General features: G+C 67.7%; 13 protein-coding genes. 5 read left to right on the top strand and 8 right to left on the bottom strand.

What is annotated here, in order from left to right:
• Window positions 1-14 precede the first annotated feature (14 nt).
• Genes AC6CCG_RS15125 through AC6CCG_RS15110 form a run of 4 tightly spaced genes read left to right on the top strand, consistent with a single transcriptional unit; the run spans window position 15 to window position 3,598 of the window.
• Entirely contained in the window at window positions 15-1,025 is a 1,011-nt protein-coding gene (locus tag AC6CCG_RS15125; RefSeq protein WP_496655371.1) for an ABC transporter permease, read from the top strand.
• A 19-nt stretch (window positions 1,026-1,044) separates the two neighbouring features.
• Window positions 1,045-1,941 carry an ABC transporter permease gene (locus AC6CCG_RS15120; RefSeq protein WP_496655370.1) on the top strand — a complete coding sequence of 299 codons (897 nt, stop codon included), beginning with the start codon at window positions 1,045-1,047 and terminating at the stop codon, window positions 1,939-1,941.
• Window positions 1,938-2,801: an ABC transporter ATP-binding protein gene (locus AC6CCG_RS15115; protein ID WP_496655369.1), complete on the top strand. Its 864-nt coding sequence runs from the start codon at window positions 1,938-1,940 to the stop codon at window positions 2,799-2,801. The genes AC6CCG_RS15120 and AC6CCG_RS15115 overlap by 4 nt, the downstream gene beginning before the upstream one ends.
• Entirely contained in the window at window positions 2,798-3,598 is an 801-nt protein-coding gene (locus AC6CCG_RS15110) for an ABC transporter ATP-binding protein (protein WP_496655368.1), read from the top strand. Before AC6CCG_RS15115 ends, AC6CCG_RS15110 begins: the two co-directional genes overlap by 4 nt.
• A 211-nt stretch (window positions 3,599-3,809) precedes the next feature.
• On the opposite strand, the gene AC6CCG_RS15105 is transcribed toward AC6CCG_RS15110, so the two are convergent.
• The 4 genes from AC6CCG_RS15105 to AC6CCG_RS15090 all read right to left on the bottom strand — a co-directional run bounded on the left by AC6CCG_RS15105 (window position 3,810) and on the right by AC6CCG_RS15090 (window position 8,141).
• Window positions 3,810-4,649 carry a prephenate dehydratase gene (locus AC6CCG_RS15105; RefSeq protein WP_496655367.1) on the bottom strand — a complete coding sequence of 280 codons (840 nt, stop codon included), beginning with the start codon at window positions 4,647-4,649 and terminating at the stop codon, window positions 3,810-3,812.
• A gap of 33 nt (window positions 4,650-4,682) precedes the next feature.
• Window positions 4,683-5,417 (bottom strand): DUF899 family protein, encoded by a 735-nt coding sequence (locus AC6CCG_RS15100; protein ID WP_496655366.1) that lies wholly within the window; start codon window positions 5,415-5,417, stop codon window positions 4,683-4,685.
• Window positions 5,418-5,468: 51 nt separating this feature from the next.
• On the bottom strand, window positions 5,469-7,421 hold the full coding sequence (locus AC6CCG_RS15095; protein ID WP_496655365.1) for a hypothetical protein: 1,953 nt from the start codon (window positions 7,419-7,421) through the stop codon (window positions 5,469-5,471).
• Between the two features lie 162 nt (window positions 7,422-7,583).
• On the bottom strand, window positions 7,584-8,141 hold the full coding sequence (locus tag AC6CCG_RS15090; protein WP_496655364.1) for a CGNR zinc finger domain-containing protein: 558 nt from the start codon (window positions 8,139-8,141) through the stop codon (window positions 7,584-7,586).
• Window positions 8,142-8,231: 90 nt separating this feature from the next.
• Here AC6CCG_RS15090 and AC6CCG_RS15085 point away from each other — a divergent pair, with 90 nt between their 5' ends.
• Window positions 8,232-8,624, top strand: a complete 393-nt coding sequence (locus tag AC6CCG_RS15085) for a LacI family DNA-binding transcriptional regulator (RefSeq protein ID WP_496655363.1) — start codon at window positions 8,232-8,234, stop codon at window positions 8,622-8,624.
• Here the strand turns inward: AC6CCG_RS15085 and dacB are convergent.
• From dacB to AC6CCG_RS15065, 4 genes are all read right to left on the bottom strand, one after another.
• On the bottom strand, window positions 8,572-10,134 hold the full coding sequence (dacB, locus tag AC6CCG_RS15080; RefSeq protein WP_496655362.1) for a D-alanyl-D-alanine carboxypeptidase/D-alanyl-D-alanine endopeptidase: 1,563 nt from the start codon (window positions 10,132-10,134) through the stop codon (window positions 8,572-8,574). The two genes, AC6CCG_RS15085 and dacB, sit on opposite strands and share 53 nt — an antisense overlap.
• 85 nt (window positions 10,135-10,219) lie before the next feature.
• Window positions 10,220-11,833, bottom strand: a complete 1,614-nt coding sequence (locus AC6CCG_RS15075; RefSeq protein WP_496655361.1) for a type 2 periplasmic-binding domain-containing protein — start codon at window positions 11,831-11,833, stop codon at window positions 10,220-10,222.
• 2 nt (window positions 11,834-11,835) lie between these two features.
• Window positions 11,836-12,765, bottom strand: coding sequence for a carbohydrate ABC transporter permease (locus AC6CCG_RS15070; protein ID WP_496655360.1), 930 nt, complete (start codon window positions 12,763-12,765; stop codon window positions 11,836-11,838).
• Window positions 12,762-13,793: an ABC transporter permease gene (locus AC6CCG_RS15065; RefSeq protein WP_496655359.1), complete on the bottom strand. Its 1,032-nt coding sequence runs from the start codon at window positions 13,791-13,793 to the stop codon at window positions 12,762-12,764. Before AC6CCG_RS15065 ends, AC6CCG_RS15070 begins: the two co-directional genes overlap by 4 nt.
• Window positions 13,794-14,018: the final 225 nt, after the last annotated feature.

Below are 14,018 nucleotides of genomic sequence, written 5' to 3'. Positions count from 1 at the left end.
GAGGCTAGTCTTCGATGGTTTTCGCACGCTATCTCGGCCGCAAGCTGCTCTGGTATCTGCTGGCCCTGATCATCGCGCTGCTGCTCAACTTCCTGCTGCCCCGGCTGATCCCCGGCAACCCGGTGGACACGATCGTCAGCCAACTGGCGCGGGGCGGCGGCACCGGCGGTGATCAGCTCCGGCAGATCCACGAGACGTTCATGCGCGAGTTCGGGCTGAACGAGCCGCTCTGGAAGCAGTTCTTCATCTACCTGGGCCAGCTGGCCCAGGGCAACCTCGGCACCTCGTTCGCGCAGTATCCGGCGAAGGTCAACACGCTGGTCGGGGACGCGCTCCCGTGGAGCATCGCGATCCAGTTGCCGGCGATCCTGATCGGCTGGCTGGTCGGCAACGGGCTCGGCGCCATCGCCGCGTTCAAGGGCGGGAACTTCGACCGGGGTGCGTTCCTCGGCTCGTTGTTCCTGTCCAGCATGCCGTACTACTGCCTGGCGATCCTGCTGCAGTACATCGTCGGCGTCTCGCTCGGCATCATGCCGATCAGCGGCGCCTACTCGCTCGGCCTGTCACCGGAGGCGACGTTCGCGTTCTTCGGCGACGCGATCACGTACTTCTGGTTGCCGTTCTGGTCCCTGGTGTTGATCTTCATCGGCGGCCAGGCGATCGGGATGCGGTCGATGGCGATCTACGAGCTCGGCTCCGACTACGTCAACTACGGCAGGGGCCTCGGGCTGCGTGACTCGACGATCGTCCGGTACATCTTCCGGAACGCGATGCTGCCGCAGATCACCGGCCTGGCCCTGTCGATCGGCGGCATGATCGGCGGCGCGTTGATCACCGAGCTGGTGTTCAACTACCCGGGGCTCGGCACGCTGCTGTTCAACGCCATCAGTCAGAGCGACTATCCGGTGATCCAGTCGATCACGTTGTTGATCACGCTGGCCGTGCTGGCCGCGAACTTCTGCGTCGAGATCGCGTACGGCATCATCGATCCCCGGATCCGCGCGGCCCAAGCAGGTGACCGATGAGAAGGCGTGGTGGTCGCTGATGAAAGCCGTGAGCTTCACTCCCAGATTCTGGTTCGCCAGCGTGTTGATCGGGATCACCGTGCTGATCGCGCTGTTCGGCCCGTTCGTCGTGCAGACCGATCCGAACGCCGTGATCGGCGGCCTGTACGACCCGCCGCAGGGCTTCGGCCCGTTCCTGCTCGGCACCGACAACGAGGGCCAGAGCGTGATCGCGAATCTCGTGTACGGGACACGCACCTCGCTCATCGTCGGCCTGATCGCCGGTGCCATCGCGACCGCGATCGGACTGGTGATCGGCCTGATCGCCGGCTACCGGGGCGGCGTGCTGGACGACATCCTGATGGGGGCCACGAACATCGCGCTGGCCATCCCCAGCATCGTCGTGGTGATCTTGCTGTCGATCGCGCTGAACAACCGGTCCATCCTCACCCTGGCCCTGGTGATCGGGCTGACCGGCTGGCCGTGGACCGCCCGGGCCGTCCGGGCCCAGGCGACCAGCGTCCGAACCCGGGAACACATCGACGTCGCCCGGCTGTCCGGGGCCCGGTTCTGGTCGATCCTCGGCTGGGACGTGCTGCCGTACCTGCTCAGCTACGTCGTGATGGCGTTCGTGCTGCAGGTGTCCGGGGCGATCCTGGCCGAGTCGGCGCTGTCCCTGCTCGGCCTCGGCCCGGCGGGCGGCACCGTCAGCCTCGGCCTGATGCTCTACTGGGCGCTCACCTGGGGCTCGATCCGCAACGGCTACTGGTTCGCCTTCATCCCGCCGACGGTGATGCTGTCGATCGTGGCGTTCTCGCTGCTGTTGCTGCAGTCGAGCCTGGACGAGGTGTTCAACCCCCGGCTGCGCACGGGCCGGGCCCGCAAGGCCAAGAAGGCCGTCGCCGACGTCGTCCCCGCGGAAGGACCGCCGAAATGAGCCAACTGCTGCGCGCGACCGACATCCACGGCGTCTACCGGTCCGGTTCGACCGAGTTGCACGCGGTTGATCATGTCTCGCTCTCGCTCGACGAGGGCGAGGTGCTCGGACTGGCCGGCGAGTCCGGCAGCGGCAAGTCCACGCTCGGGTCGATCATCTCGCTCACCGCGCGGCCGCCGCTGTACGTCGACGCGGGCGCGCTCGAGGTGGACGGGAAGGAACTGGTGCTGGACGGGTCGCAACGGATCCCCCGGACCTGGCGCGGCTCCGTCGTGTCGATGCTGCCCCAGGGTGCGATGAACTCGATCAGCCCGACCATGCGCGTTCGTGATCTTGTGGTGGACGTCGTGAAGGCCCATGATCGTTCCGCGAAACGGAGCGAGGCGATCGACCGGGCCCGGGATCGGTTCGAGACGCTCGGACTGCCGGTCCGGGCCCTCGACGCGTACCCGCATCAGCTGTCCGGTGGCATGAAGCAACGGACCGTGACGGTGATCTCGACGCTGCTCAACCCGCGCATCCTGATCGCCGACGAGCCGACCTCGGCGCTCGACGTGACGTCGCAGAAGGCGCTGATCGACATGCTGCTGGACATGCTGGAGAAGAAGATCATGTCCGGCGTCATCTTCATCACGCACGATCTTCCGGTGCTGCGTACGGTCTCGAACCGGCTCGCGATCATGTACCGCGGCAAGATCGTCGAGACCGGCGACACCCCGGAGCTGGTGGACGATCCGCAGCATCCGTACACCCGGGCCTTGCTGGGTTCGGTGCTGGTGCCGGAGCCGAAGTACCGCAAGATCAGGATCGAAGGGATGAAGGGCTTCGAGGACGCCCCGACGACCGGGAGGACGACATGAGCGACGGCCCCTCGCCAGTGTCAGGGCACGGCGACGTGATCTTCAGCGCGAGCGGGATCAGCCGCACTTTCGGCTCCGGCCGGAACCAGGTGACCGCCGTCGACGACGTCTCCTTCTCGCTGGTGGAGAAGGAGATCACCACGATCGTCGGCGAGAGCGGCTCGGGCAAGTCGACCATCGCCCGGATGGTGCTCGGCCTGCTGCCGGTCAGCTCGGGGACGATGACCTTCGACGGCCAGGACGTGACCAAGCTGTCCACCACGGCGCGGATCGCGTACTGGCGGGACGTGCAGGCGGTCTTCCAGGACCCGTTCTCCGCCTTCAACCAGTTCTTCACCGTACGGCGGCTGCTGAACCGGTCGCTCCGGATGCTGGACCGGGTGTCGGCGAAGGAGCGGCTGGAGGAGGCACTCGGCCACGTCGGGATGGACCTCAGCGTCCTTGATCGTTTTCCGCACCAGCTGTCCGGCGGCCAGCGCCAGCGGATCATGATCGCCCGTGCCCTGATGCTGCGCCCGCGCCTGCTGATCGCCGACGAGGCGACCTCCATGCTCGACGCGTCGCTCCGGGTGAACATCCTCAACGTGCTGACCGACCTCCGCGACGAGCTGGGCATGACCGTGCTGTTCATCACCCACGACATCGGTCAGGCCTGCTACCTGGCCGACAAGGTGCTCGTGATGGAGAAGGGGATCATGGTCGAGCAGGGCCCGACCGACGACGTGATCTTCAATCCGCAGCATGAGTACACGCAGAGGTTGCTGGCCGACGTGCCAAGGCTCCACGAATCCGCGTGAGTCTTCTTGGGGGAGGCTTGGTCCCGCGGGCGGGGATGGGGTGTCAGCGCGATCGGGGATCGTACGGCCAGCACGCGCGACCGCCCCTCCGGGGCAACACCGAGCGGACGCCTTGGGCAACTCCCGGTGCCGAGGCGATGCCATTCGGGTCCACTCGATGCCACCGGGGAGGCCGGGCGCGCGTCCCCGCTCGCTTGGGCCGCTGCTCGGCTCAGGAACGGGACGGGTCGGCGGGGAAGACGCCGAGCATCTTGACGTCGGTGGAGAAGAAGGCGAGTTCCTCGAGGGCTCGTTTGACGCCGATGTCGTCGGGGTGGCCGTCGACCTCGGCGAGGAACTGGGTGGCGCCGCTGAAGGAACCGTCGACCATGTAGCTCTCCAGCTTGGTCATGTTCACGCCGTTCGTCGCGAACCCGCCGAGCGCCTTGTAGAGGGCGGCAGGCAGGTTGCGCACGTTGAAGATGAACGAGGTGACGACCGGGCCGTTGCCCGCCGGGGCCTTGATGAAGTCCCGGGACAGCACGACGAAGCGGGTCGTGTTGTGATCTTCGTCCTCGACGTCCTCGGCCAGGATCTCCAGGCCGTAGATCTCGGCGGCGAGCGGCGGGGAGATCGCGGCCTGGGTCGGATCGGCGGCCTCGGCGACCTCCCGGGCGGCGCCGGCGGTGTCACCGGAGATGACCGGACGCAGGCCGAGCCGGCGGATGATCTTGCGGCACTGGCCGAGCGCGTGCACGTGACTGTGCGCCGTGGTGATCTTGTCCAGCGTCGCTCCCGGTACCCCCATCAGGTGGAACCGGATCCGCAGGAAGTGCTCCGCGATGATGTGCAGCCCGGACTGCGGCAGGAAGTGGTGGATGTCGGCGACCCGACCGGCGATGGAGTTGTCGATCGGGATCATGGCGAGGTCGATCTCGCCGCTCTCGACGACCGCGAAGACATCCTCGAAGGACGCGCACGGCACGGCCTCCGAGTCGGGGTAGTGCTCCTTGCAGACCAGGTGCGAGTTCGCACCCGGCTCCCCCTGGTACGCGATTCGTGGGCGGGTCACCGCCGCATCCTAAACCCGTACCGGACGCGGACCTCAGTTCGCGGCGCCGGTGAGATCGTCCGACCGGCCGGCCTCGATCCGGGACCACTGCGACGTCGGCCGGTCGCCGGTCCGGAACTGCTGCCCCGCCTCGGAGAACTGCTGCGGCCAGCCCTCCGGCGAGTCCTCCCAGGACTCCTGGCGTCCGTACACCGTGAGATCGAGCAGGTGGTAGCTGTTCGCGCCGGCCTCGGTCCCCCGCCCGGTCGACCAGTAGGTCTGGAAGACCCGGTCGCCGTCGCGCAGGTAGCAGGCATAGCCGCCGAAGCCCTGGTCGCCGAGCAGTGCCTGCTCGGCGTCGCGGGCCGAGTACCAGGGCATCGTCCAGCCCATGAATTCCTTGTAGCGCGAGCTTTCCGGATAGCTGCCCTGGCAGAACGTCGCGTACGTGACGTCGCGGCTGTGCAGGTACGAGAGCTCCAGGGCATGACCGGTGAAGAAGGTGCAGCCCTCGCACTGCTGCGGCGCCGGCTTGCCGTGGTGCCACATGTGGAAGTAGACGAGCAGTTGCCGGCGGCCCTCGAAGGTGTCCAGCAGGGTCACCGGGCCGTTCTCGCCGACCAGCTCGATCGTCGGGTCGAGCTCGATCATCGGCAGCCGGCGGCGTGCCGCGGCGATCGCGTCGCCCTCTCGGGTGTGGGCCTTCTCCCGGACCAGCAGTTCATCCAGGGCTGCCTGCCAGGTGTCCCGGTCGACGACCTCGGGCAGCGGTTGAGTGTTCTTGTCCATGGAAGGAACAGACTCGGCCGCCGCCCGAGACTCATCGGGTCCGGCGGAAGTTCACCGGCCCATCCGGGCCAGCACCAGGGATCGGGAGCCGACCACGACGTCGTTCCCGGGAGCGCCGGACTGCCGGCTCGGCAGTTCCGGGTTCCGGCCGGAGCGCAGGATCTGGTCCGCCCCGGCGAACGTGGACTGCGCCACCGACAGGGCCCGGTCGCTCGGGTTGAAGATCACCTGCCAGGGCGCTCCGGTTCCCGGCTGCACCGTGAACTGGAGCAGGCCGCCGGCGTTCGAGCCGAGCGTCACGGTGGGCGTGAGCGCGCCGCCGCTGACGGTCACCAGCGAGAGTCCGTACCCGAAGCGTTCCTCTTTCGTGTACGTTCGCCCGCCGGCCCCGACCAGATCGACCGAGACGCTCTTCGCGGTCGGCACGATCGCGCCGACCTGGCTGCCGTGGATCCGGCCGCGGAGGTCACCGCTGCGGAACTGCCGGAGGTCCGGCTGCACCTCGGTGACGGTGTGGCCGAGCTTGACCAGACCGCGCGGGCCGCCACCGGATTCGTTGGTCGCGGTGGCCCGGACGACCATCCAGCCGGCGAGGAACTGGCTGGTGGCGATCCACGCCTGATCGAGCGCCCAGCCCTGCGGCGCGGGCGCGACGGCGTCGCCGTTGAACGGGTACCGCGGCTGGAAGGTGGCACCGATCGCGATCACCTCGTTGGTGACCACGGCCGACCGCAGTCCCGTCTCCTCGGCGGCCAGCACGATCAAGGAACCGTTGCCGGCGTACGGATCGCCGCCCGGGTTGGTCAGCACGGGCAGCGCCGCGACCTCGAGGTAGCCCTGCCAGCCGAACTTGGTGGCTCCGGTCGCGACCGTGGCCCCGATCGCCGTGTCCGCGTACGCCCGCCCGGGCATCACCACCTGCCAGGAACCGCGCCGCAGCTGCGGTCCGCCGATGTTGCTGTTGTTCCGGGTCAGGTTGGCGCCGAGCTCGACGGTGCTGGAGAGGCTGCCGTCCCAGAAGTACATCGGCACGTAGGTGTAGTAGAAGCGCTGCTTCTGCGTGATGCGGTACTGCCCGACGCTCCGGGACAAGGCGTGCCCGGCCACCCCAGCGGGGATGTCCGGTCCGTGGAACGGGCCATCGGTGTTCCAGACATGCTTCCACCAGGGCGCGGACGAGCCCTCGATCAGCCCGTTCTTCAGCACGTCATGGGACCACTCGGCCAGCTTCACCAACATCGCGCGAGCCTTGACGCTCTGGGTCAGCTGGTAGTACCGGCCCAGGAAGGTCGAGTCGAAGCCGTAGTACACCGACGTCGGCCCGGACTGACGGATGTACGGGAAGGCGCCGTTGGTCCGCTGCGTCGGCTCGGTCTTGTCGATCAGGCTGGCCGCCATCGTCGACCAGGTCGCGTTGCCGATCAGCTGGTGCCCCAACTCCAGGATCGCGGCCGACTGGTGCAGCGTGTTGGGCGCGAAGCACCACCAGTCGGTGCCCTTCGCGTTGGTGTCGTAGTTGCCCTGCACCCAGGGCTCCAGCCGGCCCAGCCAGGTGCTGACCTGCGCCGCGGTCGCGTGCCCGGCGTCGCGGAGCAGGCGTACGCATTCGAGGGCGGGGAGGATGTCCCAGAACCAGGCATTGACCTTCGTGGTCAGGGTTTCGGTGAAGCCGAGGGCCTTCTGGACCACGTCGGCGTTGTTGCGGCGCGTGCTCTCCGGAGCGGAGGCGGCCCAGGCGAGCCAGAAGGTGCCGTTGGCGTCCGGGAGCACCGGGGTCTCCTGCCCGAGGCCCTTGAGCACTGCGTCGACCAGGCTTTCGGCGACCCCCAGGTACGGGTTGTCGGGCGCCAGGACGGCGTTCGGATCGCCGATCCAGGTGGCTGCGGCGGCGGGGCGGGCGCCGGCGAGGATGGCGCCGGCTGTTCCGGCGAGGAGGCCGGCGCCGACCGTGAAGCGGCGCCGGGAGATCGGGGAGGGTACGGCAGCGCCGTGTCCTGTGGGCATGGGGATTCCTTCGCGATCGGGTGCACAAGCACACATTCATTGGATGCTTCGTGGCTCGATTTCCCGAGTTCCACGTACCTAATGCGCTTTATCACTACGATTGAACGAAAGATCGGATCAATTGTCAACCGTCGGCTGCGACGGAATCGACGCCCGGGACGATCAGCCGGTACGGTCCCGGCGGGCCGCGTAGGCGCGCTTCATCTTGATGTGATTGCCGCAGCCGGCCATCGAGCACCAGCGCCGGGACTGGTTGCGCGAGGTGTCGTAGTAGGCCCAGCGGCAGGTGGTCCGGTCGCACACCTTGAGCCGGGTCCAGGTGCCGGACTCCTTCGCCCGCCGCATCGCCTCCAGCAGACCGACCAGCGCCGGATCGAGCGCACCGTCGCCGGCCGGCAGCATCCGATAGCCGTACGCGCCGAACTCCACCCGGACCGGCAACTCGGCCAGGATCGCATTGCCGGCGGTGATCGCAGCCTCGTCGACCGCGTGCCCGCCATGCCCGAGCAGGATCGAGCGGAGACCCTCGCGGACCGTGGTGGCGGCGGCGAGGTCGGTCCCGCCGAGCCGGGTCCGGGCGCGCAGCAGCCCGCGTCCGGCGAACCAGTCCCGCAGCGCAGCAGGCGTCGCCAGCGTCTCGTCGTCGACCTGCGGCTCGTAGCTGTTCACGAAGTCGCGGATCAGCAGCACCTCGGCCGGCACCGACTCGGCAGAATCCACGACACCAGCATAAGGGTTTGACCGGTGTGATTCCGTGATGGAGACTTACACCAGTCAAGGCATTTCACCGGTGTAGCTGGGAGGACCGCGATGACGACGCTCCGTGAGGTCGCGCGGCACGCCGGGGTGTCGACGAAGACCGCCTCCAACGCGATCAACGGGTACGCGGGCGTGAGCGATCGACTGCGCAGCCGGGTGCTGGCCGCGGTCGAGGAGCTCGGCTACCGGCCGAACCAGATCGCCCGGGCCTTGCGCGGCGGCCGGGGCGACCTGCTGACGCTGGTCGTGCCGGCGGGTGGCGACGACCGGATGATCATCCTGGCCCGGAAGTTGATCATGGCGGCCGAGAGCGTCGGCTGCGAGATCGTCACCGATCACCGCGAGGCCACGGATCAGAGCTGCCTGTTGATCTTGGCGCCCGAGCCGGGGCTCAGCAGGCCTTCTCCCACTCCAGTTCGCAAGCCTGCTTCGCCGGTGCCTTGAGCCGGGCCGCCGCGACCGGAGCCTGCTCGGTCCACGAGGCGAGGGTGACTCCCACCGCGTCCTCGATCGCCCGCACACTGGACAGCTGGTTGTTGCTGATCATGGAGAAGACCAGCTTGCGGCCGTCCTTCGTCGTCACGTACCCCGACAGCGCCGAGACGCCGGTCAGCGTGCCGGTCTTGCCGCGCAGGTTGCCGGCTGCCGCGGTGTCCAGCATCCGGGTGCGCAGCGTGCCGCCGATCAGCCGTTCCGGCTCGCCGGCGATCGGCAGGCTGTCGTACCACTGCTGCCACCAGGGCTCCTGCTGCGCGGCGGTCAGCACGTCGGTGATCGCGTCGGCGGTCAGGTTCGTCTTGCGGGTGAGGCCGGAGCCGTCGGAGATCCGGAGCCGGTCGACCTCGACGCCGACGCTCTTCGCATAGTCTGCGACGACGCCGAGCCCGGCCGGCCAGCTGCCGTCCCGTTCGGCGACGGCGCCCATGGCCTTGACCAGGGTCTCGGCGTGGATGTTGTTGGAGAGCTTGAGGAACGGCGTCATCAACTCGCCCACGGTCATCGACTCGTCCCGGGCCAACCGCCGCACGCCGTCCGGGGCGGCGTCGGTCGTGGTCCTGCCGGTGATCTTGATCCCCTCGGCCTCGAGGGCCAGCCGGAACACGTCGGCCGCATAGAGTTCCGGCTCCCACACGGTGATCAGCGACTGATCCGTCGCGGCGTCCAGTGGCAGCGAGCCGGACACCCGGACGACGTTGCCGCCGTGCTCCCGTTCCACCCGCAGCGTGTCCTCGGACCCGGCCGCTCCGGTCTTCGCGGTGTTGACGATCTTGATCAGCCGGTTGGCCGGGACCAGGCCGACCCGGACGGGCTCGCCGGCCGACGTCCCGGGCCGCGTCTCGACGATCGCGGTCCCGGTGTCGTAGTCGTCGTTCGGCGCCAAGGTCAGTGCGGAGATCTGTGCGGCGTAGTAGGCGGGCTCGTCGTCCCAGGCCCAGCTGTCACCGAGCCGGACCGCGTCGAAGTACGTGTCGTCGGCGACCAGGTCGCCGTCGACCCGGCGAATCCCGGCCGCCTTCAGCTGCTCGGCCAGGGCCCGGTAGTCGGTCTCGCGGGCCGTGGGATCGCCGTACCCCTTGAGGTAGAGATCACCGCGCAGCCGGCCGGCGCGCACCGGCGCGGCGGCCAGGACATCGGTGTGGAAGCGGAAGTCCGGGCCGAGGACCTCCATCGCCGCGGTCGACGTGAACAGCTTCGTGTTCGACGCGGGCAGCATCCGTTGGTCCGCGTTCCGGTCGTACAGCGTCTCGCCGGTCGCCGCGTCCCGGACCAGCAGCGCGACCTGCGACCCGTCGTACACCGGATCGGCCAGCAGTGTGTCCAGCCGTTCCCGCAACGGTGACCCGGGCTCGGCCGACGAGGGCCCGGCGGACTGGGTGATCACCAGCCCGACCATGATCACCGAGGCGATCACGAGCAGGATCCCGCGCCTGGACACCCTCTGCCACAGTTTCACAAGCACTCCTTCGAGTTCTGCCGAACACCGGCCGGATAGGTCACGAGAGCCTAGTGTCCGGCGCCGGCTCGAAGGTTCCCGCTCCTCAGCCGCGACCCTGGATCGCCAGCGCCTCCTCGTACTCGTGGCGGATCGCGTCGCCACCGGACTTGCGCCAGTCGGCGACAGCCTGGTCCCAGCTGGAGAGGTCGGCGCGGCCGAGCTGGATGTCCTTGGTCGTCGCGTCCATCCGCGAGTCCAAGATCTTTCCCTTGGTGGACTGAGTCGGCGAGTAGGCCCCGTACACCGGCTTCGTCGCGGCCGTCGGCAGGATGGCCTTGAGATGGTTGTACGCCACGTCGACCGCCTCCGGGTGACCCGGGAAGTAGACCGGATAGCCGCCGTCGGCGAGGTACTGGATCGGGAACTCGCCCAGGCAGACCTCGCTGCCGCCGGCCTCGGTCAGCACGGGATCGGTTCCGTTCAAGGTGTAATGACGCTCGGGCAGGCCGAACTTGCGGAACAGGTACTCCTGGGTGCCGAACGGCGCCGCCATCCAGTTGAGCACCCGCAGCAGCAGCTTGGTCCGTTCCGGTGGGCCGGGCTTGATCGTCGCGATCGAGTTGTTCGGCGAGCCGAGCAGGAACCGACCGATCTTGCCGCGGCGATCGCGGACCAGGGGCAGGGTGATCGCGAAGCCCTCGACCGTGTTGCGCCGATAGAAGCTCTGAATCGAGGAGTACGTGTCCTGGGTCATCACCGCCGAGCCCTGACTGAACCAGACCTTCTGATTCTGCTTGGAGATCCCGTCGGGATGGATCAGCCCGTCGGCCTGCAGCTTGGCGGTGATGCCGAGCATCTCCTTGTGCTCTTCGGTTTCCCGGCTGTGCACCAGGCGGCCGTCGCGGACTTCCCAGTCGTTGGGCAGTCCGAGCATCGAGCTCAACGCGGCGGTCGGCGGCACGGCGAACGCCCAGCGGTTCCTGCGCTCGTCGGTGACCGCCACGGCGGCCCTGAGCAACTCATCCAGATCGGGCGAGGCGAGATCGACACCGAACTGATCCAGCAGGTCCTGCCGGGCCAGCAACAGGTTGGACGACATCACCCCGCGCTGGATCGGCACCGCCCGGATGCCGCCGGAATAGACGCAGCCGCGCCAGGACTCCGTGGACAGGTTGGCCAGGAACGGATAGTCGAGGATCGCGTCGCCGGAGAGGTGCTCGGTCAGATCCTGGGCGCGTGCCTCGAGGAACTGCGGCAGGTAGGCGAACCCACCGTCGACGTTGAACATGTCGCCCAACGTGTCGCCCGCCACCGCGGTGGCGAACTTGCTGCCCCAGTCGCTCGCCGACGTGATGCTCAACCGCAGCGGCGATCCGAGCCGCTGGTTGAGCTCCTGCCAGTACGGATTGCGGTCGGCCGTCGGCGGGATCGGGTTGGACGTCTGCACGGTGCCGGTGATCTCACTGCCGTCTCCCGGGACGCCCTGCGTCACCTGCACCGGATCCGCCGGGAAACGGTAGAAACAGTCCGGCATCAGCTCGTGGGTGAGCGGCAGGTCCGGCTTCGGCCCGTCGAAACGCTGGAAGGTCGGCAAGGCGACGGGACGGTTGAGCGCCGCGATGTCGGACGATCTCGTCACGGTCGCGCAGCCGCTCAATCCGGCCAGACCGGCGGCTGCGGCGGCCGATCCGCCGAGCAGAGTTCTTCTGCTGATCATGCTCATCCCTTCACCGCCCCCGTCAGCATGCCCTTGGCGAAGTGTCGCTGCAGGAACGGATAGACGATCAGGATCGGCACCAGCGAGATCACCAGGATCGCCATCTGGATCGATTCCTGCGGCGGCAGTTGGTCCGCCGCCGCTCCGCCGAGGTCGCCGCTGCTGAGCTCGGTGTTGTTGATCACGTACGTCCGCAGCACCAGTTGCAGCGGCCACTTCGCAGTGTCGCTGATGTAGAGCAGGGCGCTGAAGAAGGCGTTCCAGTAGCCGACCGCGTAGAACAGGCCGATCACCGCGAGCACGGCCCGGGACAGCGGCAGGATGATCGACCAGAAGATCCGGAAGTCACCGGCTCCGTCGATCCGGGCCGAGTCGACGACCTCGTCCGGGATGCCCATGAAGAACGACCGCAGGATGATCACATTGAAGCCGCTGATCGCGGTCGGCAGGATCAGCGCCCACAGCGAATCCAGCAGACCGAACTGTTTCACCACCAGATAGTTCGGGATCAGGCCGGGGCTGAACAGCAAGCTGAACAGCACGATCATCAGGATCGGCCGCTGACCGAAGGAACCCGGACGGCTGAGCGCGTACGCCAGCATGGTCGAGCCCGCCAGGCTGATCAGAGTGCCACCGACGGTGATCACGAAACTGACCAGCAGCGCCTGCAGCACCACACCGCCGTTGAAGATCGTCCGGTACGCATCGAGATGGACGCCGTCCGGCCACAGCACGAAGCCGCCGGAGTTGGTCACGTGCTCCTGGCTGGCAATGCTGGTGGAGATCACCCCGATGAACGGAATGATCACCAGCAGACAGGCGAGCACCAACACGATGCCCTTGATCACCCGGACCGGGATGCCCGGTGCATCCAGCTGTTTGGGCCGGCGCGTCGATCGCGGCGGGGCGGGTGTGGTCTGTGTGGTCGTCATGACTTCTGATACACCCCTGCCTCGCCGAACACATGCGCGATCTTGTTGGCACCGAGCACCAGCGCGACGCCGACCAGGCCCTTGACCAGACCGACTGCGGCCGACACACCCCACTGGCCGGCCAGGACGCCGTTGTTGTAGACGTAGGTGTCCAACACCTCACTCGCCGGTCTGCCGACGAAACCCTGTTGCAGAACGATCTGCTCGAAGCCCACAGTCAGGGAGTCGCCGAGCCGCAGGATCAGCAGCAGGATGATCAGACCGCGGATCCCGGGCAGCGTGACATGCCACAACTGGCGCCAGCGCGATGCTCCGTCGACCCGGGCCGCCTCGTACAGAGCGGGATCGATCTGGGTCAGCGCGGCCAGGAACAAGATCGTCCCCCACCCGGTGTCCTTCCAGATCACCTGGCTGGTCAGCAGGGCGATGAAGGTGTCGGGATTGCCCAGGAAGTCGATCGTCTCCAACCCCTGGGCCCGGAAGATGTTGTTGATCAAGCCGCTGCCGCCGAGCACCTGCTGGAAGATCGCGATCACGATCACCCAGGACAGGAAGTGCGGCAGGTAGAGCACCGACTGGACGATCCGTTTGATCCGCTCCGACAGCAGGCTGTTCAGCAGCAGGGCGAGCGCAATCGGTGCCGGGAACACGAAGACCACCTGGACCAGCGTGATCACCAAAGTGTTCCTCAGCGCGTTGAGGAACTCGGGGTCGCCGGTGAAGATCACCGAGAAGTTGTCCAGGCCCACCCAGGGGCTGCGGCCGAGTGGGACGAACGGCAGATACTCCTGGAAGGCGATCAGATTGCCCAGCAGCGGCAGGTAGTGGAAGGCCAACAGCAGGCCGAGTCCCGGGATCGCCATCAGCAACAGGATCTTGTCCCGGCGGGCCCGCTCCCACCAGGAGAGCCGCCGCTCGGGTGAACGTTTCGGTGCCGGGGAGGACCGCGCCCCGGCTCCGGCGTCGCCGACCTCGATCGTGTCGGTTCCGCCGGATCCCGGGAGGATCGTCCGGTCGGTTCGGGCCACGCGCGCTCCCCGCATCCTCGTCGACTACGTTTCCGCCGCACAGCCTGCAACAGTCGCGCAACCACTGGCAACCGTTTGCACAGATTTTGTCCAACGTTTTTGGATTTTCTCTCCGATCAGGGAGATCACATCGGATACCGGTTTCACAGATTGGACAACAAGCTGGATCAGCGAGGCCGGGCGACGACCCGGGCCCGGGCGCCGGACAGCCCGGGAGACGATACG

It is taken from the genome of Microlunatus sp. YIM B11417 (assembly GCF_059617205.1).
The sequence above is the reverse complement of the archived record's forward strand: the minus strand, read 5'-3'. Positions and strand labels throughout refer to the sequence as shown.